20 protein-coding genes are annotated in these 26,952 nt (G+C 71.2%); 7 read left to right on the top strand and 13 right to left on the bottom strand.

The features are described 5' to 3' along the window. Nucleotides 1–29 precede the first annotated feature (29 nt). Complete coding sequence (locus tag ACWENQ_RS00975; protein ID WP_452412501.1) at nucleotides 30–1,187, bottom strand: MFS transporter; 1,158 nt, start codon at nucleotides 1,185–1,187, stop codon at nucleotides 30–32. A gap of 93 nt (nucleotides 1,188–1,280) precedes the next feature. Between ACWENQ_RS00975 and ACWENQ_RS00970 the strand changes: the two genes are divergently transcribed. Further along, complete coding sequence (locus ACWENQ_RS00970; protein ID WP_452412500.1) at nucleotides 1,281–2,270, top strand: LacI family DNA-binding transcriptional regulator; 990 nt, start codon at nucleotides 1,281–1,283, stop codon at nucleotides 2,268–2,270. A gap of 28 nt (nucleotides 2,271–2,298) precedes the next feature. Here ACWENQ_RS00970 and ACWENQ_RS00965 read toward each other — a convergent pair whose 3' ends face one another. Beyond that, on the bottom strand, nucleotides 2,299–3,516 hold the full coding sequence (locus tag ACWENQ_RS00965) for an MFS transporter (protein WP_449929368.1): 1,218 nt from the start codon (nucleotides 3,514–3,516) through the stop codon (nucleotides 2,299–2,301). 57 nt (nucleotides 3,517–3,573) lie between these two features. On the opposite strand from ACWENQ_RS00965, the gene ACWENQ_RS00960 reads away from it, so the two are divergent. Continuing rightward, nucleotides 3,574–4,545 carry a winged helix-turn-helix domain-containing protein gene (locus ACWENQ_RS00960; protein ID WP_354921938.1) on the top strand — a complete coding sequence of 324 codons (972 nt, stop codon included), beginning with the start codon at nucleotides 3,574–3,576 and terminating at the stop codon, nucleotides 4,543–4,545. On the opposite strand, the gene ACWENQ_RS00955 is transcribed toward ACWENQ_RS00960, so the two are convergent. Genes ACWENQ_RS00955 through ACWENQ_RS00945 form a run of 3 tightly spaced genes read right to left on the bottom strand, consistent with a single transcriptional unit; the run spans nucleotide 4,535 to nucleotide 7,569 of the window. Further along, nucleotides 4,535–5,332: a carbohydrate ABC transporter permease gene (locus tag ACWENQ_RS00955; RefSeq protein WP_354922019.1), complete on the bottom strand. Its 798-nt coding sequence runs from the start codon at nucleotides 5,330–5,332 to the stop codon at nucleotides 4,535–4,537. The genes ACWENQ_RS00960 and ACWENQ_RS00955 overlap by 11 nt on opposite strands. Continuing rightward, nucleotides 5,332–6,237 (bottom strand): carbohydrate ABC transporter permease, encoded by a 906-nt coding sequence (locus tag ACWENQ_RS00950; protein ID WP_452412499.1) that lies wholly within the window; start codon nucleotides 6,235–6,237, stop codon nucleotides 5,332–5,334. Before ACWENQ_RS00950 ends, ACWENQ_RS00955 begins: the two co-directional genes overlap by 1 nt. A gap of 33 nt (nucleotides 6,238–6,270) precedes the next feature. Further along, nucleotides 6,271–7,569 carry an extracellular solute-binding protein gene (locus ACWENQ_RS00945; RefSeq protein ID WP_449929364.1) on the bottom strand — a complete coding sequence of 433 codons (1,299 nt, stop codon included), beginning with the start codon at nucleotides 7,567–7,569 and terminating at the stop codon, nucleotides 6,271–6,273. A gap of 565 nt (nucleotides 7,570–8,134) precedes the next feature. Between ACWENQ_RS00945 and ACWENQ_RS00940 the strand changes: the two genes are divergently transcribed. Continuing rightward, on the top strand, nucleotides 8,135–9,997 hold the full coding sequence (locus ACWENQ_RS00940; protein ID WP_354921943.1) for an ABC transporter ATP-binding protein: 1,863 nt from the start codon (nucleotides 8,135–8,137) through the stop codon (nucleotides 9,995–9,997). 122 nt (nucleotides 9,998–10,119) lie between these two features. On the opposite strand, the gene ACWENQ_RS00935 is transcribed toward ACWENQ_RS00940, so the two are convergent. From ACWENQ_RS00935 to ACWENQ_RS00925, 3 genes are all read right to left on the bottom strand, one after another. Beyond that, entirely contained in the window at nucleotides 10,120–11,553 is a 1,434-nt protein-coding gene (locus ACWENQ_RS00935) for a peptidoglycan D,D-transpeptidase FtsI family protein (protein WP_452412497.1), read from the bottom strand. Between the two features lie 272 nt (nucleotides 11,554–11,825). Then, on the bottom strand, nucleotides 11,826–12,185 hold the full coding sequence (locus tag ACWENQ_RS00930; RefSeq protein WP_354921949.1) for a MerR family transcriptional regulator: 360 nt from the start codon (nucleotides 12,183–12,185) through the stop codon (nucleotides 11,826–11,828). 94 nt (nucleotides 12,186–12,279) lie between these two features. Continuing rightward, on the bottom strand, nucleotides 12,280–12,939 hold the full coding sequence (locus ACWENQ_RS00925) for a TetR family transcriptional regulator (RefSeq protein ID WP_449929359.1): 660 nt from the start codon (nucleotides 12,937–12,939) through the stop codon (nucleotides 12,280–12,282). Nucleotides 12,940–13,011: 72 nt separating this feature from the next. Here ACWENQ_RS00925 and ACWENQ_RS00920 point away from each other — a divergent pair, with 72 nt between their 5' ends. Further along, nucleotides 13,012–14,286 carry a GH1 family beta-glucosidase gene (locus tag ACWENQ_RS00920; protein WP_449929357.1) on the top strand — a complete coding sequence of 425 codons (1,275 nt, stop codon included), beginning with the start codon at nucleotides 13,012–13,014 and terminating at the stop codon, nucleotides 14,284–14,286. Nucleotides 14,287–14,471: 185 nt separating this feature from the next. Here the strand turns inward: ACWENQ_RS00920 and ACWENQ_RS00915 are convergent, their stop codons facing one another. Then, complete coding sequence (locus ACWENQ_RS00915) at nucleotides 14,472–15,377, bottom strand: coiled-coil domain-containing protein (RefSeq protein WP_449929433.1); 906 nt, start codon at nucleotides 15,375–15,377, stop codon at nucleotides 14,472–14,474. A 186-nt stretch (nucleotides 15,378–15,563) separates the two neighbouring features. Here ACWENQ_RS00915 and ACWENQ_RS00910 point away from each other — a divergent pair, with 186 nt between their 5' ends. Together ACWENQ_RS00910 and ACWENQ_RS00905 are read left to right on the top strand one after the other, a co-directional pair. Beyond that, nucleotides 15,564–18,611, top strand: a complete 3,048-nt coding sequence (locus ACWENQ_RS00910) for a M14 family zinc carboxypeptidase (protein ID WP_449929355.1) — start codon at nucleotides 15,564–15,566, stop codon at nucleotides 18,609–18,611. Nucleotides 18,612–18,727: 116 nt separating this feature from the next. Beyond that, nucleotides 18,728–20,161 (top strand): aldehyde dehydrogenase, encoded by a 1,434-nt coding sequence (locus ACWENQ_RS00905; RefSeq protein ID WP_449929353.1) that lies wholly within the window; start codon nucleotides 18,728–18,730, stop codon nucleotides 20,159–20,161. A gap of 213 nt (nucleotides 20,162–20,374) precedes the next feature. On the opposite strand, the gene ACWENQ_RS00900 is transcribed toward ACWENQ_RS00905, so the two are convergent. From ACWENQ_RS00900 to ACWENQ_RS00885, 4 genes are all read right to left on the bottom strand, one after another. Further along, the gene (locus ACWENQ_RS00900) at nucleotides 20,375–21,136 is read right to left on the bottom strand and encodes an alpha/beta hydrolase (RefSeq protein WP_449929351.1); all 762 of its coding nucleotides are present in this window, start codon (nucleotides 21,134–21,136) and stop codon (nucleotides 20,375–20,377) included. A 9-nt stretch (nucleotides 21,137–21,145) separates the two neighbouring features. Next, entirely contained in the window at nucleotides 21,146–21,418 is a 273-nt protein-coding gene (locus ACWENQ_RS00895; protein WP_449929349.1) for an AMP-binding protein, read from the bottom strand. Nucleotides 21,419–21,474: 56 nt separating this feature from the next. Next, nucleotides 21,475–23,883: a LuxR C-terminal-related transcriptional regulator gene (locus ACWENQ_RS00890; RefSeq protein WP_452412495.1), complete on the bottom strand. Its 2,409-nt coding sequence runs from the start codon at nucleotides 23,881–23,883 to the stop codon at nucleotides 21,475–21,477. 203 nt (nucleotides 23,884–24,086) lie between these two features. Continuing rightward, complete coding sequence (locus tag ACWENQ_RS00885) at nucleotides 24,087–24,932, bottom strand: hypothetical protein (protein ID WP_452412494.1); 846 nt, start codon at nucleotides 24,930–24,932, stop codon at nucleotides 24,087–24,089. 128 nt (nucleotides 24,933–25,060) lie between these two features. Here ACWENQ_RS00885 and typA point away from each other — a divergent pair, with 128 nt between their 5' ends. Then, nucleotides 25,061–26,914, top strand: a complete 1,854-nt coding sequence (gene typA, locus ACWENQ_RS00880; RefSeq protein WP_449929343.1) for a translational GTPase TypA — start codon at nucleotides 25,061–25,063, stop codon at nucleotides 26,912–26,914. Nucleotides 26,915–26,952 lie beyond the last annotated feature (38 nt).

Genomic DNA, 26,952 nt, shown 5'->3' with positions numbered 1-26,952 from the left:
AGGCCCTTCCTCGTAAAGGTAAGCCTTACCTAAGATAGCAGAGGCCGTCCCGCGCGGATCCCGACGGCCAGCTGGATCAGGCACGCGACGAGGCCGGCCAGCAACGGCAGGGTCCACCCTCCCGACGCCTGCCGGAGGAACCCGATCACCAGGGGGCCGAGCGCGGCCAGCACGTAGCCCACCGACTGGGCCACGGCCGACAGCGCGGTCACCGACGACGGGTCGGGCGCGCGCAGCGTGATGATGAGCAGCGCCAGCGCCAGCGAGGCGCCCTGACCGACACCGAGCACGATCATCCACAGCCACGGCACGGTGGTGGGCGCCAGCAGCACGCCGGCGTAACCGGCCGCGGTCAGCAGCGCGGCGGCGGCCACGTGCGGGGCCTGCGACGCCCGGCGCTCGGCGTGCACGGGGACGGCGAGCGTGGCGGCGACCTGGGAGAGGTTCGAGACGGCCAGCAGGAAGCCCGCCTGCTCGGCGGGGACGCCCGCCTCCTGGAAGATCGTGGGCAGCCAGGCGAGCATCGCGTAGAAGGTCAGCGACTGCAGGCCCATGAACACCGTCAGCTTCCAGGTGAGCGGGCTGCGCATCAGCGCCATGAACGGCCGCGGGCCGTTGGCGGGCGCCGCCCGCCCGCCGAGGGCCTGGGGCAGCCAGAGCGCCGCGGCGGCCAGGGCCGGCAGCGCGACCAGGGCGGAGACGCCGCGCCAGCCGTACCCGGTGAGGTGCTGGAGCGGGATCATCAGCGCGGAGGCCGCCGCGGCGCCGGCCACCAGGGCCGAGACGTAGACGGAGGTGAGCAGGCCGGCCTTCGCCGGGAAGTGCTGCTTGACCACGCCCGGCATGACCACGTTCATGATCGCGATGGCGGTGCCGGCGATCGCGGCGCCCGTGTAGAGGGCGGGCGCGCCGTCCAGGCTGCGCAGCAGCACGCCCGCGGCCAGGACGAGCAGGGCGACGAGCAGCGTGCGGTCCAGGCCGATCCGGCGGGCGAGCAGCGGGGCGACCGGACCGAACAGGCCCAGGCAGACCACCATGACGGTGGTGATCGCACCCCCGCCCGCGGGAGTGAGGCCCACATCGGTCATGATCTGGTCGAGGAGGGGGGAGACGCCTGCGATGGCGGGCCGCATGTTGAGCGCGGCCAGCACCAGCCCGGCGACGACGAGGGCGGATCTCAACGACATAGCGGGCCCCACTCTGTCATGCCGTCGCGGCCTGCCGGACGCGGGGCGGCTGACAACGTTGTCAAGCAGGCGTGCGTGGGAAAGGATCCCTGTGTGAGACCGACGATGAAGGATGTCGCGGCGGAGGCGGGGGTCGCGCTCAAGACCGTCTCCAGGGTCGTCAACAACGAGCCGGGCGTGAACACCGCCACCGCCGAGCGGGTACGCGCCGCGATCGAGCGGCTCGGCTACAGCCGCAACGAGAGCGCCAGGGTGCTGCGCCAGGGCAGGACGTCGAGCATCGGCCTGGTCATCGAGGACGTCGCCGACCCCTTCTACTCCGGGTTGACCCGGGCGGTCGAGGAGGTGGCGATCAAGCACGGCTCCCTGGTGCTCAGCGGCTCCTCCGGCGAGGACCCGGCCCGGGAGAAGGAGCTCGTGCTCACCTTCTGCGCCCGCCGGGTCGACGGCCTCATCGTCGTGCCCGCCGGGAACGACCACTCCTACCTGCGGGCCGAGCTCGACGCGGGCACGCCCGCCGTCTTCGTCGACCGGCCCGCCGGCCCTGGCCCGGAGGTCGACACGGTGCTGTGCGACAACGCGGGCGGGGCGCGGCTGGCCGTACGGCACCTGCTCGCGCACGGGCACCGGAGGGTGGCCTTCCTGGGCGACAGTCCGACGATCTTCACGGCGGACGAGCGGCAGCGCGGTTACCGGGAGGCGCTCGGCGACCTGGTGGACGAGCGGCTGGTCTCGATGGCCCACCCCTCTCCCGAGAGGGTGCGGGCGGTGCTCGACCGGTGGCTCGGGATGGACGACCCGCCGACCGCGCTGTTCACGGGCAACGGCCGGTGCACGGTCACGGCGCTGCGGGCGCTGGAGGGGCGGCGGATCGCGCTGGTGGGGTTCGACGACTTCGAGCTGGCGGACCTGCTGGATCCCGCGGTGACCGTGGTGGCGCAGGACCCGGCGGGGCTGGGGAGGATGGCGGCCGAGCTGCTGTTCAGGAGGATCGCGGGGAACGGGGGGCCGGTCGAGCGGGTCATCCAGCCGGTCCGGCTGATCGCGCGGGGATCGGGCGAGATCGGGCCGGGCGGGGGCTGACGGTGGAGGCCGGTGGGCGCCTTCTTCGTCAACGGTGGACGTGGGTGGATGCGGTCCGGGGTTCGGCAGGGCGGCGAAGGGTGCGGGACAGGGCGAGGGCGGCGAGGATGCCGGCCGCGCCCGAGGCGGCCATCGCGGCCCCTGGTCCGGCCACCTCGGCCAGCCCGCCGACCATCGCCGCCCCCAGTGCCTGGCCGGTCATCAGCCCGGCCGACTGCAGGCCGTACGCCTGGCCCCTGACCTGCTCCGGCACCGCCTCCAGGAAGTGCCGCTGCAGCCCCAGCTGGTAGGCCAGGCAGCCCGCCGACAGCGCCGCGAGCAGCGCGGTGACCGGCAGCCCCGGCTCCGCCACGAAGGCCAGCCACGGCACCCCCATCGCCGCCGCCAGCGGAAGCGACAGCCGCTCGCGCGTCGCGGGCGCGGCGAAGCGGCCCACGGCGAACTCTCCCACCGCCATTCCCGCCGCCGCCACCGCGAGGGCCAGCCCGGCCCCCGTCGCCGACCCCGCCGCGGTCAGGTACGGCACGACCATGGCCTCGGCGCCCGCCAGGCACATCGGCGGCACCCACATCGCCAGCAGCAGCCCCCGCACGCCACGCGACCCCAGCAGGGTCCGGTTGACCCGCAGCGTCGTGCGCACCGTGCCGCGCCCGGAGCCGCCCCGCGCCGGCGCGGCGGGCAGGCCGTACCTGAGGACGAGCGCCGCCACCGCCGAGATGGCCGCGGTGATCGCCAGCGCGCCCTCCGGCCCCGCCACGGCGAGGATCCCGCCGCCCAGCGACAGCCCGCCGATCTGCGCGCCCGCGCTGGTCATCCCCAGCAGCGACCGGCCCAGGACGAAGGCGTCGCCGGGCAGCACGTCCGGCAGCATGGCGTTGCGCGCCGCGCCGAAGACGGGCTGGACCAGCCCGGTGACCAGGATCAGCGCCAGCATCGCCCACACCGGCAGTCCGGCGTAGGCCAGCAGCAGGCACACCACGAGCCTGACCAGTTCGCCCGCCACCATGAGGCCGCGGGCCGGGAGCCTGTCGGCCAGCGATAGCAGGAACATGCCGCCCACGAGGTAGGGCAGCCAGCCCGCCATGTAGGCGGCCGCCGACAGCCCGGGCGAGCCGGTCCGTTCGAACACCAGCACCGACAGGGCCAGCATCTTGACCCCGTCGCCGACGATCAGCAGCGCGAAGCTGCCGAACAACACCCTGAACTCCCTGACCCTGAACACGTCACGGAATGTCGCCTGCTCCATGCGCTCACCCTGGGCACCGGCACGACAAATGACGATTTATTCGGGAATATCCGAAAGGTGATCAGGATCGAGGTCAGCCCGCAGGACATCGCCGCCAGCCGCTTCGCCATCTCGCCGCTCGTGGAAACCCTCCACGCCACCTGGGTGCTCGAAGGCAGGGAGAGCGCCGGGGCGCTGCAGGCGTGGGCCGCGCGGTGGCGGGAGCCGTACCGGCGGCTGGGGCAGCCGGGGCTGCCGCTGGTCCAGGCGATCTCCGGCAACCTCGGGCCGGCGAACGTGGACTTCATCGCGCCCCCGCCGACCGGCGTGAGCGTGCCGTTCGACACGGAGCTGGCCGCGCTCAGGGCCACCCCGCTCGCGCGCGCCCACGAGGAGATCGCGCGGATCCCAGTCCCGCGCGCGCTGCGGGCGGCCCTCACCGGCCCCGACGTCGTACGGCTGGTCGCCGACGCCCTCGAAGCGGTGTGGCGGGAGATCATCCTGCCCGAGTGGCCGCGCTTCCAGGCCGTGATGGAGCGCGACGTGGTGTGGCGGGCGGGCAGGCTGGCGACGTTCGGCTGGGCGGCCGCGCTCGACGACCTCAGCGCGCAGATCCGCTGGCGCGACGGCGGGCTCGACTGCGACCTGACCAGCGACTTCGTCAAACGCGACCTCAACGGCAGGGGGCTGCTGTTCCTGCCCTCGGTGTTCGGCTCGCGGGTCGGCGCCTACCTCGACGACGCCTGGCCGTACGCGCTGGTCTATCCCGCGCGCGGCGTGGGCGCGACCCAGGCCGGCGCGGGCCCGCGCCTGGAGAGGCTGACGCGCCTGATGGGCCGCACGCGCGCCCGCGTCCTGGCCGAGCTGGCCACGCCCGCCACCACGACGCACCTGGCCGCCGTCATGGGCCTGGCCCTCGGCACGGTCGGCGAGCACGTCGGGGCCCTGCGCGGGGCCGGCCTCGTCACCGGCGCCCGCGCGGGCCGCGGCGTGGTCTACGCGCGCACCCCCTTGGGCGACGCGCTGGTCTCCGGCGAGCTCACCCCTTGAGCGCGCCCGCCATCAACCCCCTCATGAAGAACCGCCCGAGCAGCAGGTAGATCAGCATCGTCGGGATCGAGGCGAGCAGCGCCGCGGCCATCTGCTGGCTGTACGGCGTGGCCTGCGCCCCGGCGATGTTGTTCAGCATCACGGTGGTCGGCCAGCTCGTCGGCCCGGTGAGGAAGACGGCGAACAGGAAGTCGTTCCACAGCGAGGTGAACTGCCAGATGATCACCACGGCGACGGCGGGTCCCGACACGGGCAGCACCACCGACCAGTAGGTCCGCAGCATGCCGGCGCCGTCCACCCGGGACGCCTCGACCAGCTCGTCGGGGATCGTCACGTAGTAGTTGCGGAAGATCAGCGTGCAGATCGGGATGCCGTAGACGACGTGCGCGAGCACCAGGCCGGGGATCCCGCCGTAGATGTCGAGGTTCACCATGAGCTGCACCAGCGGGATCATGACCCCCTGGTAGGGGATGAACATCCCGAACAGGAACAGCGTGAACAGCACGTCCGCGCCGGGGAAGCGCCATTTCGACAGCACGTAGCCGTTCATGGAACCCAGCGCGCACGACAGCAGCGATCCCGGCACCGCCAGCAGGACGCTGTTCCAGATGCCCGGCGCCAGCTTCTCCCACGCCACCCGCCAGGCCTCGAACGTCCACACCTGCGGCAGGTTCCACGCCTGCGCGGGATTGGCCTCGGTGAGCGGCTTGAAGCTGGTGACCAACAGCACGTAAATGGGGATCAGGAAGACGACCGCGAAGGCGATCAGCAACCCACGGCGGACGATCACGAGCGCCTCTCCTTGCGGACCGACCAGATCAGGTAAGGGATCACGAAGATCGCCACGCTGAGCACGATGTAGGAGGCGATGGTCGCGCCCTTGGCCGGGTCGTGGGAGTCGAAGACCGCCACCCACATGAAGACGGCGGGCACGTCGGTGATGATCTGCTTGCCCGACACGGCCATGACCAGGTCGAAGGTCTTCAGCGAGATGTGCCCGAGGATGATCAGCGCCGACAGCGTCACGGGCCGCAGCAGCGGCAGCACGATGTGCCGGTAGACGCCCCACTCGGTGCACCCGTCCACCCGGGCGGCCTCACGCAGCTCCTCGGGGATCCCGCGGAACCCGGCCAGGAAGAGCGCCATGACGTACCCGGCCATCTGCCAGATCGCCGGGACGGCCATGGCGGCCATGCCCCAGTCCTGGTCCCTGAACCAGGCCCACTGGGGCAGCCCGAGCACGTCGAACAACCGGTTCAGCCCGACCGCCCGCTCGCCCTCGGCCGAGTTCATCAGCCAGCGCCAGACGATGCCGGTCGCCACGAACGAGATCGCCATGGGGAACAGGTAGATCGCCCTGAACGTGCCCTCGCCCCTGATCCCCTTCTCCATCAGGAAGGCGAGGAACCAGCCGAGCAGCAGCGCCCCGCCGACGAACACGACTGTGAACAGGATCGCGTGGCTGACCGACAGGTGCCAGCGGGGCAGGTCCCAGATGTCGATGAAGTTGCGCAGGCCGACGAAAGAGCCCTCCGACACCTCGTCGTGCTTGTCGGTCATGGCCAGGCTGAAGTTCCAGCCGAGCATGCCGTACACGAACACGCCGATCAGGATGATCGAGGGGGCCACCAGCAGCAGGCCCGGCAACCAGGCGCGGGCCCGCCGCAGGGCGGGCCCGCCTTTTCTAGCCATCACGATGCCTCACGGGGCCTCATCACCAGGGCCTCACTGGGCGTTGGCGGCGGCGGCGTCGACGAGGCCCTTCTGCAGCGCGGCCACGTCCTTGCTGCCGATGAACAGGCCGACCGCCTCGTTGACGGCGGCGAGCCACGGCTGGTTGACGGCCACGCCGTGCTGGATGGATCCGGCCAGCTTGTCGGCCGACCAGTCCTTCAGCGCGTCACCGAGGTAGTCGGTGTAGAGGGAGGCGTCGGCGTCCTTGCGGGCCGGGATGGAGCCCTTCTTCGGGTTGAAGGCGTCCTGGCCCTCCTTGCTCGCCGCCACCTTGAGCCAGGCGATCGCGCCGTCCCTGTTCTTGGCGCCCTTGGGGAGGGTGAAGCTGTCCGACAGCCACAGGTAGGTGCCCCCGGTGCCGGGCGCGGGCGCCCAGTCGAAGTCGGTCTTCGACTTCTTGCCGAGACCGCCGTCCGGCGGGTTGTGGAAGTAGCCGTAGGCCCAGTCGCCCATGATGTTGAAGGCGGCCTTGCCCTCCGCCACCTGCGCGGCGGCCGGCTGCCAGTCGTCCTGCGGGTCACCCGCGTACGACAGGATCGTCTTGAAGTTCTCCAGCGCCTTGGTGACCTCGGGGGAGCCCCAGTCGGCGCCCGGCTTGAACAGCGCGTTGTAGCCGTCGGTGCCGAGGGAGCCGAGCAGCACGCTCTCCATCAGGTGGGTGACGGTCCACTCCGAGCCGATCGACAGCGGGATCTTGCCCTTGGCCTTGACCTTCTCCAGCGCGGCGACGAACTCCTCGATCGTCTTGGGCGCGCCCGCGACCCCGGCCTCCTTGAGGACGCTCGGGTTGAACCAGAGGATGTTCGAGCGGTGGATGTTGACGGGCACCGAGTAGATCTTGCCCTGGTAGCTGATCTGCTCGACCAGCTGTGCGGGGAAGACGTCCTTGAGCTTCAGCTCGTCGTAGAGGAAGGTCAGGTCCTCCAGGTCGCCCGCCTTGATGTAGCCCTGCAGTTCGGCGCCCGCGTGCCCCTGGAAGGTGTCAGGCGGGGTGTCCGCCTGGAGTTTGGACTGCAGCAGCGCCTTGGCCTTGTCGCCCGAGCCACCCGCGACCGCGGCGTCGAAGAAGGAGAAGCCGGCGTTCTGCTTCTCGAAGATCTCCTTCATGGCTTTCAGGCCGTCGGCCTCGCCGGGGCCGGTCCACCAGGAGAAGACCTCCACCTGCTTCTTCGCGTCGCCGCCCGCGCCGGAGGCCTGGCCCGACGGAGCCGCGGGGCCGCCTCCGCCCCCGCAGGCCGTCAGTCCGAGCACGGCCGCCATGGTGATCGTCGCTAACCACCGTCGTCTCATCGCACACCGCTCCTTTGCCACGGTCGGGTGACAACGTTGTCAGTAGGGCAATCAACCCACTTCGCACTCCGCGACGTCAAGGCATGTGCGGGTAACAGCTCGGCATAGTCGGGGAGCGCTCTCTCGGGCCGCGCCCGGTCCGTGCGGAACGCCGGGCGTTCAGGGAGGCTGTGCGGGCTCGAGCCCTGCGCGACTCGAGCCCGCTGCCGCGCCCGCCGGACCACGACCTCCACCCCTCCGAGGAGGCCGGACCCTCACGCGAACGCGACGTCCCGACGGATCGACCGGCGGCTCTCCCGCGTGTGGGTACACCCGGGAGCACCGGGCCGAGGCGTGTGCCGCCGGTCGATCACAGGGCAACGCTAGGCCGCGCGCGCCGCCGGCACATGCGCCGAGATGGCCATTCGGGCATGTATCCGGTGTGGGTCAACAATGTGTAGAGAATGTGCTCCGGCATGGTCAGGCACCGGCCCCCTGTGTACGCCCCCGGGCACCCGCGGCGCACCAGAACGGTCTGGCGGGAAAGCCGTAGGAAATTGTCGGTGCCACCGTTCACACTCCAGGTATGGCGGACGAGCCCCTCGAACTAGGCGAGATCTCCTTCTCCGACTGGCACGCCCACACCGACAAGATGGCCGAGGTCGGGTTCCTGACCATCGCCAGGCGGCTGCCCGCCCTCGTGGGGCAGGCGATGCGGATGGCATGGCGGGCCAGCCCCCGTGACACCGCGGCCACCGTCGGCTTCAACCTCGCGGGCGGCATCTTCACCGCCTTCGGGCTGCTGGCCACCACCGGCGTCCTCGAAGCACTGTTCAGCGAGGGGCCCACGCCCGAGCGGGTGTGGGCCGCGCTGCCGAGCCTCGCGGTGGTGGCGGGCGCCGCCGCGCTGCGCACGCTGACGCAGGCGGCCGCGGGCTGGGCGCAGTCCCGGCTCGACCCGCAGGTCTCCCGGCTCACCGAGGAGCGGCTGTACGGCCTGACCAGCCGGGTGCCGCTGGTGGCCTACGACGATCCCGACTTCCACGACGCGATGGAACGTGCCAGGGTGCGCGGCGTCGCCATGGCCGACGTGGTGGTGATGACGGCGATCGACGTGATGACCGCCGCCATCGGCATCGCCGCCGCGGCCGGCGTGCTGGGCATCCTGCACCCGGTTCTGCTGCCGCTCCTGGTCCTCGCCGTGCTGCCGGACGCGTGGGCGGCGGTGCGTTCGGCCAGGATGCGCTACTCGTACATGTACTCGCTGATCCCCGCCCGCAGGCGCAAGTGGATCATCGCCGAGCTGCTCGCCGACCGTTCCCCCGCCGCCGAGGTCCGCTCCTTCACCATGCGCGGCTTCCTGCTGCGGATGTACGACGCGGTGGCCAGGGCCGAGCAGGAGGTCCTGCTGCGGCTGGCCCGGAGGCAGACGATGGCCAGGCTGGTCGGCGAGGCGCTGGGCGGCCTCGGCACCGGCCTGGTCTACGTCGCGCTGGGCGTGCTGCTGGCCGTCGGGGCGCTGCCGCTGGCCGTGGCCGGCACCGCCGTCCTGGCGATCAGGCAGGGCCAGATGTCGCTGAGCAACCTCATGTACGCCACCAACCGCCTCTACGAGGAGGGCCTGTACTTCACCGACTTCCTCGACTTCTGCGCCGACGCCGAGCGGCGGATCGCCGACCCGAGGCCCACGCCCGCGCCCAGGTCGTTCGACGAGATCAGGGCCGAGGACATCACCTTCACCTATCCGGGCTCCGACAGCCCGGCGCTGCGCGGGGTGTCCATCAGGGTCGGCAAGGGCGAGGTCATCGCGTTCGTCGGCGAGAACGGCTCGGGCAAGACCACGCTCGCCAAGATCCTGTCGGGCCTCTACGAGCCGGACGGGGGCACCGTCAGCTGGGACGGGCTCGACGTGCGGGAGGTGCCGCCCGAGGAGCTGCGCCTGGCCACCGCCGTCATCGCACAGGACCACACCAGGTGGCCGCTGACGGCCCGCTACAACATCACGATGGGCACCGACAAGGGCGAGCCCGCGCTGGTCGCCGCGGCGGAGGTGGCCGGCGCCGACGAGGTCGTGGCCGAGCTGCCCCACGGCTACAGCACGCTGCTCGACCGGCGGTTCAAGGACGGCCAGGAGCTGTCGGGAGGGCAGTGGCAGCGCATCGCGGTGGCGCGCGGCTTCCACCGCGACGCGCCGCTGCTGATCTGCGACGAGCCCACCGCCGCGCTCGACGCCAGGGCCGAGCACGCGCTGTTCGAGCGCATCCGCCGGCACTCCGACGGGCGCACCGTGCTGCTGATCACGCACCGGCTGGCGAGCGTGCGCTACGCCGACCGGATCTACGTGCTCGACCACGGCAAGGTGGTGGAGGAGGGCACGCACGAGCAGCTGATGGCCGAGGACGGCCTCTACGCCGACCTCTACAACCTCCAGGCGCAGGCCTACCGCTGACCGACCGGGCCGCCCGTGCGGGTCGGGGCCGGGGCGGAGTACCGCAGGGGCGTGCGTGCCGGGGTCGCCGGGGCCAGGTATCGCCGGGGGCGTCGTGCCGGGCGGGTGTGCGGTGCGGGTGGTCAGGCCAGGAGGGCCTGCATGATGCGGCGGGCGATCGGGGCGGCCACGTCGCCGCCGGAGCCGGACCGCTCGACCACCACGCCCACCGCCACCCGCGGGCTGTCGGCCGGGGCGAAGGCCGTCAGCAGCGCGTGGTCCCGCGCTCCCGGCGCGTTCTCCGCCGTGCCCGTCTTGGCCGCGACCACCACGCCGGGCAGCGCCGCCGCCGTACCGGTGCCGCCCTCCTCGGTGACGTTGACCATCATCGCGGCGAGCTGCGCGGCCTCGCGCGGGCTCATCGCCGAGCGCCACTGCGACGGCTCGGCCGTGTCGATGACCGAGCCGTCGGGCAGGCGCACCTCGTCCACGAGATAGGGCCGCATCAGCGCGCCGCCGTTCGCCACGGCGGCCGACAGCATGGCGATCTGGAGGGGGGTGGCCTTGTCGTCGAACTGGCCGATGGCCGACAGCGCGGTCTGGGCCTGGTCGAGACCGCTGGGGTAGACGCTCATGGAGACCGGCATCGGGACGGTCAGCGTGTCGTCGTTGAACCCGAACGCCTCGGCCTGCTGGCGCAGCGCGTCCTGTCCCATGTCGAGGCCCATGGCGGCGAAGGCGGTGTTGCAGGAGATCTGGAAGGCGTAGGCCAGCGGGGGGCGCCCGTCGCCGCACGCCGCTCCCCCGGCGTTGCGCAGGTACGTCGAGGTGCCGGGCAGCAGCAGGCTGCTGGGCGCGTCGACGGGCGAGTCCGCCTCGTAGGTCCCCGAGTTCAGCGCGGCGGCGCTGGTGACGACCTTGAAGGTGGAGCCGGGCGGATAGTTCTGGTTGAGCACCCTGTTGAGCAGCGGCCGGCCCGGGTCGGCGTGCAGCAGCGCGTCGGCCTCCCTCAGCTTGGCCGGGTCGAAGGTGCTGTAGAGGTTGGGGTCGTAGGAGGGGTAGGAGACCATCGCCAGGATCGCCCCCGTCGTGGGGTTGACCGCCACCGCGGCGCCACGCCGTCCCGTCGCGGCCAGTCCTTCGTAGGCGGCCCGCTGCGCGCGCGGCTCGATGGTGGTCCGCACGTCGGCGCCCTCGCTGATGCCGTCCGTCACCAGGGCCCGCACCCGCGCCTTCGGGGCGCTGCCGGTCAGGGCGTCGTCCTCGGCCCGCTCCAGACCCGTGGTGGTGTACAGGGAGGCGTGGCCGGTGACGGTCGCGTACAGGTCGCCGCCGGGGTAGACGCGCCGGTAGGCATAGCTGGGGTCCTTCGTCCTGCGGCTGACGGCCATGACCGTGCCGTCACGGGCGAGGATCTTGCCGCGCGGATGCGCGAACTTGGAGATCACCGTGCGGTGGTTGCGCGGGTCGGCGTTGAGGCTCGCCGTCCTGAACCCCTGGATGAGGGTGACGTTGGCGAGGAGCGCGAACATCATCGCCGCGCACACCATCGCCGCGCGACGCAGCGGGATGTTCATCCGTCTCGCCCGGGGCCCGGCCATCAGACGCGCGCGGAGGGGACTGCCCGCTTCCGCTGACCGGGCACCGTGGAGAGGTGAACCCCGTGGCCCGGGCCGCGTTCCGAGGCGGCGGTCACGAGGCGCGCCCTGACGTGAGAACGGCGATCGGCGTCGTGCGGGCGGGGCTCGCCCTTCGGGAGGCTGCGGAAGCGGCTTGGCGAGAAGCCGCTCCCTTCAGGGAGCGGAGGAGTCACACCTCCCGGTTTAGCAACCGCAATCCCAAGCGGGGGCTAGAGCACGCTGCGGTAGTAGGAAATCTTGTGCTGGATGTAGCGCTGGCGCTCGATCAGGTTGTCGATCTGGCCGCGCACCCTGATGTCGTGCTCCTCCAGGAGCGCGATCCTGTCGGGAATGGTGTGGTCGCCCGCGCGCACCAGCTCGGCGAAGCGCAGCATCTGGGCGATCGGCATGCCCGTGTCGCGCAGGCACCGGATCGTGCCGAGCCAGCCGAGGTCGTCCTCGGAGAACCTGCGCTGCCCCGCGGCGTTACGGTCGACGGGGGCCAGCAGACCGATCTTCTCGTAGTAGCGAAGGGTGTCGAGGCTGAAGCCGGTCTCCTCGACCACCTCAGCGGGCGTGTAGACGGTCACACGGCCGATCCTTCCACCTGGAGTGCACTCCAGGTCAACCGCTTGACACGGAGCGCCCTCCAGGTCGGCGCCGTGCCCAAGCTGGACGACACGCTCACGGCGCGGCTGGACGCGCCGTGCTGAGGTGGCCGGCGAGGTAGCGGCGGACCAGCTGCTTGCACTCGGCGATGAGCTCGGGGTCGCCGTCGGGGCTCCTGCTGAAGGCCAGCTTCAGTACGGCGTCGGCGGCCTCGACGGCGACACGCAGCGCCAGGTCGAGCCGTTCGCCCTCCGGCTTGTCGTACAGGCCGACGACGAGGGCGCGCAGCCGCTCGGCCACGACGGCGCTGTTCTCGGTCGCCGCGTCGAGCATGTGGCTGGTGCCCGGCAGGGCCGGACCGCCGGGCGTGGGCAGCACCTCGCCGAAGTCGACCACCGCGAAACCCGCTGTGCTGCGCTTCATCGCCACGAACTCGTCGATCGCCAGGTCGGACAGCTCCGACCAGTGGGCGAGATCGGCCGTCGCGATGCGGTCGGTGACGCGGGTGAGGAACCTGTCGAGGTTCCGCATGGCCAGCGCCCTGACCAGACCCTGCTTGTCGGGGAAGAACTGGTAGAAGGTGCCGATGGGCACCTCGGCCCTGCGGGCGACCTCCTTGGTGGTCAACCCGTCGTAACCCACTTCGTCCAGGAGCGAGGCGCACTCGTCGAGCATCCGCTCGACCCGCTCGGCGCTGCGGCGTTGGGAGGGACGGCGGCGCAGAGTAGTCGTCATGCTCCCATCCTTGCCCATTCCGGCGGCCGTGCCGCGCGACTCCGGCTCCTTGATCGCCTAATATGACCGGTTATGTTCCTCTGGGGTACGGCCACCGCCGCCTACCAGATCGAGGGCGCCGTCCACGAGGACGGCCGCGGAACCTCCATCTGGGACACCTTCTCCCATGAGCCCGGCAGGACCCGTGACGGGCACACCGGCGACGTGGCCTGCGACCACTACCATCGCTGGCCCGAGGACCTCGACCTGATGAGCGACCTGGGCGTCAACGCCTACCGGTTCTCGATCGCGTGGCCGAGGATCCAGCCCGACGGCTCCGGCGCGGTCAACCCGAAGGGGCTCGACTTCTACGACCGGCTCGTGGACGGCCTGGGCGAGCGCGGCATCACCCCCGTGCCCACGCTGTTCCACTGGGACCTCCCCCAGGCGCTGGAGGACAGGGGCGGGTGGCTCGACAGGGACACCGCGTACCGCTTCGCCGACTACGCCGCGGTCGTGGCCGAGCGGCTCGCCGACCGCGTACCGATGTGGATCACGCTCAACGAGCCGTTCGTGCACATGGTGTTCGGCTACGCGATGGGGGTGCACGCGCCCGGCCGGGCGCTGATGCTCGACGCGTTGCCGGTGGCGCACCACCAGCTGCTCGGTCACGGGCTGGCCGTAGGGGCGCTGCGGGCGGCGGGCGCCCGGCAGGTGCTGGTGACCAACAACTGCACCCCCGTGTGGGCGCAGGACGCGGCGGCGGGCGACGCGTACGACGCCCTGCACAACCGCCTGTTCAACGATCCCGTGCTGCTGGGGCGCTACCCCGACCTGTCGGCCTACGGCGTCACCCTCGACTGCGTCCGCGACGGCGACCTGGAGATCATCTCCACCCCGCTCGACGGGCTCGGCATCAACTACTACAACCCCACACGGATCGGCGCCCCCACCGACGACACGCTGCCGTGGACCGACCTCGGCATCACCGGCTACCCCACCACCGCCTTCGGCTGGCCGGTGGTCCCCGACGGGCTGCGCGAGCTGCTGGTGGGCCTGCGCGACCGGTACGGCACGGCGCTGCCGCCGATCTACATCACCGAGAACGGCTGCTCCTATCCCGAGCAGGACGACCAGGCCAGGATCGCCTTCCTCGACGGCCACCTCGCCGCCCTCCGCGCCGCCCAGGACGAGGGGGTCGACGTGCGGGGCTACTTCGTGTGGTCGCTGCTGGACAACTTCGAGTGGGCCGAGGGCTACCACCAGCGCTTCGGCCTGGTCCACGTCGACTTCGCCACCGGCAGGCGCACGCCCCGCGCCTCCTACCACTGGCTGAAGGACCGGCTCTCCGGCACCGCGCACCCGTAGCCGACACGCGCCGGGGGCGGCCCGCATCCCGCCCGGCCCGAACCGGCTGGTCCCACGCGGTACGGCCCGCATCCCGCCCGGCCCGACGGGTGCCCGGTCCCGGCGGGTGCGGTCCACCTGCCGCCCGGCCCGCCCGGTCCCGCCGGGTGGGCCGCGGCGGGCGGCTCGAACGGATCAGGCGCGGCTCAGAACACCGACACGTGCACGTGGTCCCAGTGGTTGGCGGTCACGCCGCCGCGGTCGGACATCATGTCCCAGCCGCCGCCGGTGCGCACGTCGTAGTAGCGCTGCTTCCAGATGATGTACATGACTCCGAGCCGCGACCCGTTGGAGATCAGCCACTGGGCCAGCTCGTCGCCCCTGACCAGGTTGGCGCCGGTGGCCATGGTGCCGCCGGGGCTCATCATGAAGTCGCACGCCCGGCCCTTGCCGTGCTCGCCGGGGTCGCCGACGCGCAGGCAGCCGACGCCGTAGAACATCGGGAAGTTGCGCATCACCTCCTCGCGGACCGAGATCATGCGCGAGGTGAGGCCGTTGGCGTTGCCGGGCTGCTGGATGCCGTACTTGGCCAGCAGCTTCTCGATATCGCGTCGCTTGCTCTGCATCTTCTTGACGTCGCGCTCGAGGTCGTCGATCTTCGCGGCGGCCTCCTTCTTCGCCTTGTTGGCGTTGGCGACCATCTCCTTGATGCGGCCGAGTTTGGAGGTGCGTTCGGCCGACAGATAGGTCATGTTCGCCGCCTGCCCCAGCACCTGGTACGGCTCACCGGGGATGGAGAACAGGCTGGTGCCGTCGAACGGCCCCTGGATGTAGGTGGTCTGCGCGATCTGGCTGACCTCGACCTCGGCGGCGGCGAGCGCGGCCTTGAGGTTGCCCGCCCGGTCGGTGGCCTTCTTCGCGGCCAGCCTGGTGTCCTCGAGGCTCTCGAGGGTGCCGCGGTAGACCTTGTTGAGGTCGGCCGCCTGCTTGGTGAGCTGGCGCAGCTTGGTCCTGTTGTCGGGGTCGGCGGTCGCCGCGTGCGGCAGGGGGACGGCGACCAGCGCGACGAGGATGACGGCGAGCGCGGCAAGACGCCCTGATCTCACGCCCATCCTCCCCTCATAGACGCAGCGACTATAGAAGATGATCTTGATTGCTGCCACCCGAACCATGGAACTCGTGCGCCTTTGGCGAAGTATCTAGCACTTTGTCCGACAACAGGCCAACACTTGGGTCTTGCCGAGCCCCCGACGCCGGGTGACATTTCGAGCATTCCGTCTTCTGCAAAGGGGCAGAACTTGTCTCGTACTTTCACCCTCGTCACAGCCGTGACCGCCTGTCTGGCCACCTCCCTGGTGGCGGGGCAGGCCGTCGCGGCTGAGGACCCCGCCTTACCCCCGTCCGACCGGATCGAGCTCTACCAGGTGGACGGCCCGCCGGGCACCGGTCAGGCGCTCGCCGAGGACGGCGTCGACGTCGTGCAGAAGCAGGCCGTCGCCGGCAAGGAGCACATCGAGTTCACCGCCGACCAGGCCGACCTGGTCAGGATCACCAAGCTCGGGCACAAGCCGCAGCCTGTCCGCAACCCGCAGGGCCAGACACAGCTCGAGGCCGCCAAGGCGCAGGCCGCGGGCGGCTACACGGTCTGGCGCAGCTACTCCGAGCAGGGCGGCATCGCCGACCAGCTCAAGGCCATCGCCGACGCCAACAAGGACATCGTCAAACTGCAGTCGATCGGCAAGACGATCAAGGGGCAGGACATCCTGGCGGTCAAGGTGACCAAGCACGCCAGGATCCTGCCGGACGGCGCCAGGCCCGCCGCCCTCTACTCGGCGACCCAGCACGCCCGCGAGTGGATCGCGACAGAGGTCGACATGCGGCTGCTGAAGCACGTGGTGGCCAACAAGAAGGCGCTGGCCGACCTGCTGGGCTCGACCGAGCTGTGGTTCGTGCCCGTCGCCAACCCCGACGGCTACGACTACACCTTCACCGAGGGCAACCGCCTGTGGCGCAAGAACCTGCGGGACAACAACGGAGACGGGCAGATCACCGCGGGCGACGGCGTCGACCCCAACCGCAACTTCCCCACGAACTTCCACTATGACGAGGAAGGCGCCTCCAGCGTCCCGAGCAGCGAGACCTACCGGGGAACCGGCCCTGCCAGCGAGCCCGAGACCAGGGCGATGGACGGGCTGCTGCGCCGGATCAAGTTCAAGCTGCAGCTCAACTACCACTCCTTCGGTCCGCTGCTGCTGTACCCGATGGGCTGGCAGATGTACACGCAGACCGCCGACAACCCGGTCTACGAGGCCCTGACCGGCACCGACGCCAACCCCGCCGTCCCCGGCTTCAACCCGGGCCTCGCCGCGGGAGAGCTGTACATCACCAACGGCGACACCAACGACCGCGCGCACGCCCAGTACGGCACGCTGTCCTGGACGCCGGAGCTGAACGAGGGCTGTGACGGCTGCGGCTTCGTCTTCCCCGACGACGAGGCGCTGGTCCAGGCGGAGTTCGACAAGAACCTGCCCTTCGCCCTCGACATCGCCAGATCGGCGGCCAACCCGGTCGAACCGGTCAGCCACCTGGGCAACACCACGCCCGACTTCGTGGTCGACGACTTCGAGGTCAGCCACGGCACCGACCAGGTCGTGCAGGTCAACGCCAAGCGCAAGCTCGGCCCCGTGGTCGTGCAGTACCAGGTCAACGGCGGCCGCACCAGGACCGCGCTCACCACCGAATGGAAGGGCGGCGAGCGGTACGGCAAGGGCTACAACGTCTACTACCACCAGCTCCGCGGCAAGATCACCGGCACCAAGCCCGGCGACAGCGTCAAGGTCTGGTTCCGGTCGCTGACCAAGAAGAGCGCCGACTTCACCTACAAGGTGGCCGACGACATCGGCGGCAAGGTGCTCATCCTGGCGGCCGAGGACGTCACGGGCATCAGCCCCGCGCAGGGTGTGACGGAGTCGAAGTACGTCGACGACTACGCCAAGGCGATCTCCGAGGCCGGCTACACCTCCGACGTCTACGACATCGACAAGAACGGCCGCAAGGCGCCGCACCCGCTGGGCGTGCTCAGCCACTACCAGGCCGTGGTGTGGGAGACCGGTGACGACATCAACCCGCGCTCGGCCGGACAGGTGCCCGGCACCATCGCCAGGCACAGCGTCGAGACCGAGATCGCGGTGCGCGACTACCTCAACGAGGGTGGCAAGCTGCTGTCGGCAGGCAAGTACGCCCACTACGCGCGCAACGCCAACCAGGGCTTCTTCTTCCAGCCCGACCCCTCGCTCGGCGAGTGCGTGGTCGCGGCCACGCCGCCGTGCTTCGAGATCAACAACGACTTCCAGCAGTACTGGCTGGGGGCCTACATCTGGTTCGACAACGGCGGCACCAACCCGCAGACGCACGAGCCGTACGCGCTCAAGGGCAGGGTGGGCGCCTTCGACGGCTTCACCGGCACGCTGAACGGCGGCGACTCGGCAGGCAACCAGGACCACAACAACTCGTGGGTGGCCACCTCGGCGATCCTGCCGGTCGAGACCTTCCCGCAGTTCGAGAGCAGGGCGGGCATCTCCTGGGACCGGCCGGGCGGGCCGTTCGACCCGCACACGGGGTCGTGGGACGTGCAGAGCGGCATCGCCGACGCCTCCTGGAAGCGCCTGACCAGGACGATCGACCTGACCGGGAAGAGCAGCGGTGAGCTGACGTTCTGGGCCTCGCGCGACACCGAGGCGGACTGGGACTTCTTCACCGTCGAGGCGCACACCGTCGGCCAGGACGACTGGACGACGCTGCCGGACGCCAACGGGCACACCACCCAGTCCACCGGGTCGAGCTGCAACACGCCCAGCGGCCAGCACTGGCGGACCATCCACCCCTTCACCACCCGTTACCAGGGGCCGAACTGCGAGCCGACCGGCAGCAGCGGCGCGTGGCACGCGGCCAGCGGCAACTCGGCGGGCTGGCAGGAGTGGAAGATCGACCTGACGCCCTACGCGGGCAAGCAGGTCGAGATCTCGCTGTCGTCCATCACCGACTGGTCCACCCACCAGGCGGGCGTCTTCCTCGACGACGCGAAGGTCACGCTCGACGGCGCGGTGACCGAGCAGACCTCCTTCGAGTCCGACCTCGGCGGCTGGACGGCGGGTGGACCGCCGCCCGGCTCGGGCCCGCTGCTCAACACCTGGGCCCGCACGGACAAGGTCTTCGACGAGGGCGGCGGCATCGTCACCAAGGACACCGTCCTGCTCGGGTACGGCGTCGAAGGCGTCACTACGCAGGCACAGCGCACCGATCTGGTGAAGCGGTCGCTGGCGCACCTGCTGGGCGACTCCCGCTAGCGCACGGCGCTGAGGGGTACGGCTCTGTGGGCCGTACCCCTCTTGCGTGCCTTCACAGAACATGATTCGGTCTCCCAAAGGAAGCAAGCACTCGGTCACATGAGAAGGGTCACGACATGCGCCAGCACGACACGCTGTTCATCGGGGGCGAATGGGTGGCTCCGGCGGGCACCGGCATCATCGAGGTCGTCAACCCCCACACCGAGCAGGTCGTCGGCCGGGTCCCCGACGGGACGCCCGCCGACATGGACCGCGCTGTGGCCGCCGCCCGCGAGGCCTTCGACCACGGCCCTTGGCCCAGGCTCAGCTTCGGCGAGCGGGCCGCGGCGATCGGCAGGCTCGCCGACATCTACGCCGCGCGGCAGGGCGAGATGGCCGCCCTCATCACCGAGGAGATGGGCTCGCCGATCACCTTCTCGCAGCTGGCCCAGGCCCCCCAGCCGCTCGGGATGCTCCAGTACTACGCCGAGTACGGCAAGACCTTCCAGCAGGAGGAGGAGCGCCCCGGCCTGTTCGGCCCCACGACGGTGCGCAGGGAGCCCGTCGGCGTGGTCGCCGCCGTCGTGCCGTGGAACGTCCCGCAGTTCGTCTCCATGACGAAGATCGCCCCCGCGCTGCTCGCGGGGTGCACGATCGTGCTCAAGCCCGCCCCCGAGACCCCGCTCGACGCCTACCTGCTGGCCGAGATGGTGCAGGAGGCCGGCATCCCCGGCGGCGTGCTCAACATCGTCCCCGCCGGCCGCGAGACGGGCGAGCACCTGGTCTCCCACCCCGGCGTCGACAAGGTGGCCTTCACCGGCTCGACCGCCGCGGGCCGCCGCATCGCCGCGATCTGCGGCGAACAGCTCAAGCGGTGCAGCCTGGAGCTCGGCGGCAAGTCGGCGGCGATCGTGCTCGACGACGCCGACCTCGGCGCGAGCATGGGCATGCTCGCCATCGCCTCGCTCATGAACAACGGCCAGGCCTGCGTGGCCCAGACCCGCATCCTCGCCTCCCGCCGCCGCTACGACGAGGTCGTCGAGGCCGTGGCGGGCATGGTCACCTCGCAGGTCGTCGGCGACCCCGCCGATCCGGCCACCGGCATCGGCCCGCTGGTCGCCAAGCGGCAGCAGGAACGCGTCGAGGGCTACGTCAAGCTCGGCATGGACGAGGGCGCGAAAATCGTCGTGGGCGGCCTCGACCGGCCCTTCGACACGGGCTGGTACGTCGCGCCCACCGTCTTCTCCGGCGTCAGCAACGACATGCGCATCGCCCGCGAGGAGATCTTCGGCCCGGTCCTGGCCGTGATCCCCTACGAGGACGAGGCCGACGCCGTCCGCATCGCCAACGACAGCGACTACGGCCTGGCCGGCACGGTGTGGACGGCCGACACCGAGCACGGCATGGACATCGCGCGCCAGGTCCGCACCGGCACCTACGGCGTCAACTGCTTCATGCTGGAGTCCAACGTGCCCTTCGGCGGCTACAAGGCCAGCGGGGTCGGCCGCGAGCTCGGCCCCGAGGGGCTGTCCGCCTACCTGGAGTACAAGACCATCGCCCGGCTCGGCTGAGTCCCGGCGACGAAGTGCCCCGGTACGGCGTGCCGTACCGGGGCAGGGTGCGGGGCGGCACCCAGCGCGCCCCCGCGACGCTGGGCGTTCACCCGGCTACAGAAGTATGTCCCGCGTCTACCGCCGTGACGGCCGATGCGGCCGATGGCAGTCCCCCGGCGGGTTCCTTCCTTACGTCATAGGTAGACGCTCTTCATCCGGAAAAGGTTCGATCTAGTCCCGCGCGGTGTTCGTGGTGATCCACTTGCCGACGCGGCGGATGAGTTCGGGTGTCGCGGCCGACTCGGCGTGCCCGAAGCCGGGCTCGATCCACAGCTCCTTCGGCTCGCGGGCGCCGTCGAAGATCTGGTGGGCGTGCTCCAGCGGGAAGAAGGTGTCGGCGTCGCCGTGCACGACGAGCAGAGGCGTCGGCGAGATCAGCGCGGCGGCCTCGTACGGCGGCATCGGGATCGGGTCCCACTGGCCGCGGGCGATCCTGGTGCGCTTGACCACCCGCGCCGCCAGCCTGCCGAACGGCCGCTCGATCGCCCAGTGCACCTGGCGCATCGGCCTGGTGTCGCGGTAGTACCAGCGGGCGGGCCCGCTCACCGCGGCCACCGCGTCCACGCCGCGGTGCAGCGCCGCGTGCCGGACGGCCACCGCCGCCCCCATCGAGAAGCCGGCCACCGCCACCGAGGAGTAGCCGGCGACCCGCGCGTGCCGGACGGCCGCCTCCAGGTCGAGCACCTCCCTGTCACCCACGGTGCTCTCGCCGCCCGAGCGGCCGTGGCCGCGGAAGTCGAAGGCCAGCACGCCGCCGAACCCGCTCAGCACGTGGACGATCCTGCGGGCGGTGCGGTCGCGCCACGACCCGGTGAAGCCGTGCGCCACCACGATGCCGAGGTCGCCGCGGCCACGGGTGGGGGTGTGGGCGGCGTCGATCCGGACGCCGTCGGCGGTCCTGAGCATGACCGGGAAGCTGGTGGCGAAAGGCATGGAGCGAGCCTACTGACGGAGCTCGGCGCTCCCGATGACCTGCCTGATGCGGGAGTCCTCGGCGGCCTTGACGGCGTCGTCCGAGTCGGAGATCATGATGCGCGCGGCGCTCTGCCGGATGTGCTCGCCCACCTCGAAGCCGGCGGGCAGCACGGTGACGATGGCCCCCACGGCGATCGCGCCGTCCACCGCCGCGTTGAGATCCGCTCCCCGGGGCAGGCAGACGACCACCCGGTCGCCGGGGCGCAGCCCGCGGCGCCGGAGCAGGTCTTCTGTGCTCATGCGACTCAGGCTAGGGAGCACGCTTCGCCCGCACATGGGGCGTAATATGCAGACCGCTATGCAGAACCCAGGCCGTGCTCCACGGCCCAGAGCGCGATCTGCGCGCGCGAGGTGAAGCCGAGCTTCTCCATGATGTTGGCGATGTGCCGGGCGACGGTGGCGGGGCTGATGACCAGCTCGTCGGCGATGCCCTTGTTGGACAGCCCGCGGGTGAGCAGGCCGGCGATCTCCTGCTCGCGGGCGGTGAGCACCGGGTGCGGCACCTCGGCCACGGCCGGGGCCGGCAGGCTCCCCGCCGCTCCCCCGCCCTCCAGCACCAGGCGCGCGACCTCGACCGGGTCGAGCTGCCTGCCCCTCGACCACTGCAGCGCCGTACGGCCCTCGCCGAGCTTGTCGCGGGCGCGGGCGAGCAGGTCCTCGATCCGGCCCGAGCCGGTCGGCTCGCCCATCTCCTCGGCGAGCGCGGTCGCCGCCCCCGAGCACAGCACGGCCGACCCCAGGTCGCCCTCGACGTCGGCCAGCCGTGACAGCACCCGCAGCACGCGCGCGACGCCGAGCCGCTGACCCGTCCGCCGCGCCAGTTCCAGGCACTCGGCCAGCAGTTCCCTGGCCATGGCGTGGTCCCTGCGGCCCACCGCGGCCTTGGCGACCATGACCAGGCAGCGCTCCATCTCCACCCTGTTGTCGAGGTCGCCGAAGATCGCGGCGGCCTCGCGGTAGTGGCTCACCGCCGCCTCGGTGTCGCCGCGCCACTCGGCCACCGCGGCGAGCTGGCTGGTCGCCATCGCGACGTGCCACGGGTGGCCGTTCTCCCTGGCGACCGACAGCGCCTCGCCCGCGTGCCGTTGCGCCAGGCGCAGCTGGCCCCTGACGCCCGCGAGGACGGCGAGGCACGAGTGCGCGATGACCCTGTTGAAGGTGTCGTCGTGCGCTCTCGTGGTGGCCACGACCTCCTCGAAGTGCCGCTCCGCCCGGTCGAACTGGCCGGTGCGCAGCAGCAGCACCCCCGCCACGTTGAGCGTGACGCCCTTTCCGAGGCTGTGCGGGACCGTCTCCTGCTCCTTGAGCGCCTCCGCGACCACCCGCTCGCAGCCGGCCAGGTCGTCCCTCGCCTCGAGCCCGTAGGCGAGCGCGCCCTTGCTGAGCGCGATCACCTCGGGCGGCACGCCCGTCAGGTCGAGGCGCAGCAGCCGCTCGAACCAGTCGACGCCCTCGGCGATCTGCCCGTGGACGGCCAGCAGCGCCGAGGCCACGTACGCCAGGCGCAGCCCCAGCAGGGCGTTGCCCGACTCGACCGCCCAGCCCACGGCGGCCCTGCAGTCGTCGAGCAGGCTCCTGCCCCTGACGAAGAACGGCAGGCGCTCCGGCCACGGCGCCCGCGGCGCCGCCAGGCCCGACTCGAAGCACCGTTCCTGCACCTCGCAGATCACCCGCAGGTGGCGGTCACGGAACCAGGCGACCTCGCCGCTGTCGCGCAGGCGCTCGGCGGCGAACTGTTTGATCGTCTCCAGCAGGCGGTAGCGCCCCCCGTCAGCCAGCAGCAGCGACTTGTCGGCCAGGCCGGCCAGCAGGTCGAGCATCTGCTCCGCGGGCAGTTCCCGCTCGTCGGCGCACACCTGCTCGACCAGGTCGAGATCGAAGGGCCCGGCGAAGACCGCCAGCCGCCGCAGCAGCACCCGCTCCTTCGGGGTGAGCAGGTCGTGGCTCCACTCCACGGCGGCCAGCAGCGTCCGCTGCCTGGCGGGAGCCGTACGGTCACCGCTGGTCAGCAGCCGGAAGCGGTCGCCGATCCGGTCGGCGATCTGCGCGGGGCTGAGCACCCGGGTGCGGGCGGCGGCCAGCTCCAGGGCCAGGGGCAGCCCGTCGAGCGCCACGCACAGCCTGGCCACGTCGTCGAAGTCGACACCGGCCAGCCTGGTGCCCACCGCCATCGCCCGGTCGGTGAACAACAGCACGGCCTCGGCGTCGGGATGGCGGGCGTCCGGCAGGTCGAGCGGGGGCACCCGCCAGACCAGCTCGCCGGGAACGCGCAGCGCCTCCCTGGTCGTCAGGAGGATCCGCAGGTCGGGACAGCGCGCCAGCAGCTCCGACACCAGTTCGGCGCACCGCTCGACGACCTGCTCGCAGTTGTCGAGCACGAGCAGGGCCCGGGCGCCGCGCAGCCGTACGCGCAGGCCGTCGAGCGCGGGCCGCGACCGTTCCTCCCGCACGCCGAGCACGGTGGCGATCTCGTGCGCCACCAGGTCGGCGCTGGTGATCCTGGCCAGCTCGACCAGCCACACGCCGTCGGGGAAGTCGGGCACCACCCTGGCGGCCACGCGCAGCGCGAGGCGCGTCTTCCCGATGCCGCCCACGCCGCAGAGCGTGACCAGGCGCTGATCGCGCAGCAGTCCGCACAGCTCGTCCATGTCACGCGTGCGGCCGACGAAACGATTCGGTTCGACCGGGAGGTTATGCGATGTCATGCCTTCAACCGGAGTATTCAGGGCAGGCGTCACCGCGAGTGTGCATGCGATCACCCAGCTACACAAGCGGTTCGGAGGTCAATCAGCGGCGCGCTCTCATCTTCGCGCACATGCGGCTCCGTCTTCCGGAATTCGATCCGTTCCCGCCGGACCCGTGGTACGGACGTGGTGATCCACGGCGTCGCGGTCCTGCGTGCCGTTCCTCAGGCCAGGCGCGTCATGAGCTTCGGGAGCAGCGGGGCCAGCCATCCCAGTAGCCCCCACATCAGGAGGTAGGCGCCCGGATCCCAGCCGGGCACGGCGAGCGACACCGCCAGCCAGACCACGGCCAGCGCGGCGTTGACCGACACGACCCAGCTCACCCGCACCGCCCTGCGCAGCGGTCCGGCGCCCATCACGTACAGGGCGGTGGCCGGCACCGCCACGCCGAGGACGGCCGCGCCGAGCCGTACGGCCGCCGCGGGGTCGTCCAGCGGGAGCAGTCCGGGGGCCAGGGCGCCGAGCACGCCCGCCAGGCACAGGTACCTGGCGGGCCCGCCCACGTGGTGGCGCAGCCCCTCGTCGTCCAGCCCGGCGTGGAAGGCCCTGGAGGCGTCCCTGCGCGCCCGCGCCTCCGCCGGGACGTTCAGCCGTTCCCGCCTGGCCCCGACCGCCCAGGGCACGCCGTAGACCACCAGGATCACCGCGAGGTACACGGCCAGGTTCCAGTCGCCCGGCCCGGCGGCGCGTACCGGCTCGCCCAGCCACACCAGCGGCGCCACCAGCATGCCCAGCACGAGCAGCGTCACGATCTCCATGCCCCAGCCGTCCCACCACGGACGCCGGACCCCCCGGGGAACAGGGAGGCTGTTCCTCAGCGTTGTGTAGTCGCCACCCAGTTCCTCGGCGCGCCGCACCGCCTCCCCGTTCGGGCGGCCCTGGCGCTCGAGGATCAGTGCCCGCAGCAGCCACGGCTCCGGGTCGAGGGGCGAGTCCGAGATCAACCGGTCGACGTAGGCGTGCGCCCACGGGTAACGCCGCTCGTCCAGCAGCCTACGGACATGCCGCATGTGAGGGGACACAAGGTGAAGTCTGCCCTGTTGCTCCCACCACACCAAGGGTGTAACGGGATCAACTAAACTGGTTGCGCCGCATCGTCCCGCGGTCAGCCTCCACGAACACAGAGTGAGACCTCATCATGCCTTTGAACAGCCGCGACGACCTGCGGAACATCGCGATCATCGCGCACGTCGACCACGGCAAGACCACTCTCGTGGATGCCATGCTCTGGCAGTCCGGGGCCTTCCGCGCCAACCAGGACGTCGACGACCGTGTCATGGACTCCAACGACCTGGAGCGCGAGAAGGGCATCACCATTCTCGCCAAGAACACCGCCGTCAAGCACGGTGACATGACCCTCAACATCATCGACACCCCCGGCCACGCCGACTTCGGCGGCGAGGTCGAGCGCGGCCTGTCGATGGTCGACGGCGTGGTGCTGCTGGTCGACGCCTCCGAGGGGCCGCTGCCACAGACGAGGTTCGTGCTGCGCAAGGCGTTCGCCGCGAAGATGCCCGTCATCCTGTGCATCAACAAGGTCGACCGCCCCGACGCCCGCATCAAGGAGGTCGTCGACGAGGTCTACGAGCTGTTCATGGACCTCGACGCGACCGAGGAGCAGATCGACTTCCCGATCGTCTACGCCTCCGCGAAGGCCGGCAGGGCCTCGCTGGAGCGTCCCGAGGACGGCGGCATGCCCGCTTCCGAGGACCTCGAGCCGCTGTTCGACGTCATCAAGCGCACGATCCCGGCGCCGACCTACGACCCGAGCGCGCCGCTGCAGGCCCATGTCACCAACCTCGACGCCTCCTCCTACCTGGGCAGGATCGCGCTGTGCCGCATCCACCAGGGCACGATGAAGAAGGGCCAGCAGGTCGCCTGGTGCAGGACCGACGGCACCGTCCAGCGCGTCAAGATCACTGAGCTGCTCATGACCGAGGCGCTGGAGCGCAAGCCGGCCGAGCAGGCGGGCCCCGGCGACATCATCGCGATCGCCGGCATCCCCGACATCATGATCGGTGAGACGCTGGCCGACCCCGACGACCCCCGCCCGCTGCCGCTGATCACCGTCGACGAGCCCGCGATCTCGATGACGATCGGCACCAACACCAGCCCCCTCGTCGGCAAGGTGAAGGGCTCGAAGGTCACCGCCCGCATGGTGAAGGACCGCCTCGACAAGGAATTGGTCGGCAACGTGTCGCTGCGCGTGCTGCCCACCGACCGGCCCGACGCCTGGGAGGTGCAGGGCCGTGGCGAGCTGGCCCTGGCCATCCTGGTCGAGCAGATGCGCCGCGAGGGCTACGAGCTGACCGTCGGCAAGCCGCAGGTCGTCACCAAGACCATCGACGGCAAGATCCACGAGCCGGTCGAGCGTCTGACGGTCGACTGCCCCGAGGAGTACCTCGGCGCGGTGACGCAGCTGCTCGCCGTCCGCAAGGGCCGCATGGAGCACATGACCAACCACGGCACCGGCTGGATCCGCATGGAGTTCGTGGTCCCCGCCCGCGGCCTCATCGGCTTCCGCACCGAGTTCCTCACCGAGACTCGCGGCACCGGCCTGGTCCACCACGTCTTCGAGGCCTACGAGCCGTGGTTCGGCGAGCTGCGCACCCGCAACAACGGCTCCCTGGTCGCCGACCGCTCCGGCCCGGTGACCGCGTTCGCCATGACGAACCTGCAGGAGCGCGGCGTGCTGTTCGTCTCGCCGGGCACCGAGGTCTACGAGGGCATGATCGTGGGCGAGAACTCCAGGTCCGACGACATGGACGTCAACATCACCAAGGAGAAGAAGCTCACCAACATGCGCTCGTCCACGGCCGACGTGACCGAGACGCTGATCCCGCCGCGGGTGCTGTCGCTGGAGCAGGCGCTGGAGTTCATCCGCGAGGACGAGTGCGTGGAGATCACGCCGGAGACCGTACGGATCCGCAAGGTCGTCCTCGACGCCGCCACCCGCGGGCGCGCCGCCGCCCGCGCCAAGCGCACCAACTGACCCGGCGCCCCGCCCCCGTGGGCGGGGTCCGTCGGATC

The sequence above is a fragment of the Nonomuraea sp. NPDC004354 genome (genome assembly GCF_053602555.1).
The sequence above is the reverse complement of the archived record's forward strand: the minus strand, read 5'-3'. Positions and strand labels throughout refer to the sequence as shown.

Excerpts from the sequence above, each read along its gene's own strand:
- ACWENQ_RS00975 (WP_452412501.1), bottom strand. The coding sequence starts at position 1,187 with ATGTCGTTGAGATCCGCCCTCGTCGTCGCCGGGCTGGTGCTGGCCGCG.
- ACWENQ_RS00965 (WP_449929368.1), bottom strand. The coding sequence starts at position 3,516 with ATGGAGCAGGCGACATTCCGTGACGTGTTCAGGGTCAGGGAGTTCAGG.
- ACWENQ_RS00950 (WP_452412499.1), bottom strand. The coding sequence starts at position 6,237 with ATGGCTAGAAAAGGCGGGCCCGCCCTGCGGCGGGCCCGCGCCTGGTTG.
- ACWENQ_RS00945 (WP_449929364.1), bottom strand. The coding sequence starts at position 7,569 with ATGAGACGACGGTGGTTAGCGACGATCACCATGGCGGCCGTGCTCGGA.
- ACWENQ_RS00940 (WP_354921943.1), top strand. The coding sequence starts at position 8,135 with ATGGCGGACGAGCCCCTCGAACTAGGCGAGATCTCCTTCTCCGACTGG.
- ACWENQ_RS00935 (WP_452412497.1), bottom strand. The coding sequence starts at position 11,553 with ATGAACATCCCGCTGCGTCGCGCGGCGATGGTGTGCGCGGCGATGATG.
- ACWENQ_RS00925 (WP_449929359.1), bottom strand. The coding sequence starts at position 12,939 with ATGACGACTACTCTGCGCCGCCGTCCCTCCCAACGCCGCAGCGCCGAG.
- ACWENQ_RS00920 (WP_449929357.1), top strand. The coding sequence starts at position 13,012 with ATGTTCCTCTGGGGTACGGCCACCGCCGCCTACCAGATCGAGGGCGCC.
- ACWENQ_RS00915 (WP_449929433.1), bottom strand. The coding sequence starts at position 15,377 with ATGGGCGTGAGATCAGGGCGTCTTGCCGCGCTCGCCGTCATCCTCGTC.
- ACWENQ_RS00905 (WP_449929353.1), top strand. The coding sequence starts at position 18,728 with ATGCGCCAGCACGACACGCTGTTCATCGGGGGCGAATGGGTGGCTCCG.
- ACWENQ_RS00900 (WP_449929351.1), bottom strand. The coding sequence starts at position 21,136 with ATGCCTTTCGCCACCAGCTTCCCGGTCATGCTCAGGACCGCCGACGGC.
- ACWENQ_RS00895 (WP_449929349.1), bottom strand. The coding sequence starts at position 21,418 with ATGAGCACAGAAGACCTGCTCCGGCGCCGCGGGCTGCGCCCCGGCGAC.
- ACWENQ_RS00890 (WP_452412495.1), bottom strand. The coding sequence starts at position 23,883 with ATGACATCGCATAACCTCCCGGTCGAACCGAATCGTTTCGTCGGCCGC.
- ACWENQ_RS00885 (WP_452412494.1), bottom strand. The coding sequence starts at position 24,932 with ATGCGGCATGTCCGTAGGCTGCTGGACGAGCGGCGTTACCCGTGGGCG.
- typA (WP_449929343.1), top strand. The coding sequence starts at position 25,061 with ATGCCTTTGAACAGCCGCGACGACCTGCGGAACATCGCGATCATCGCG.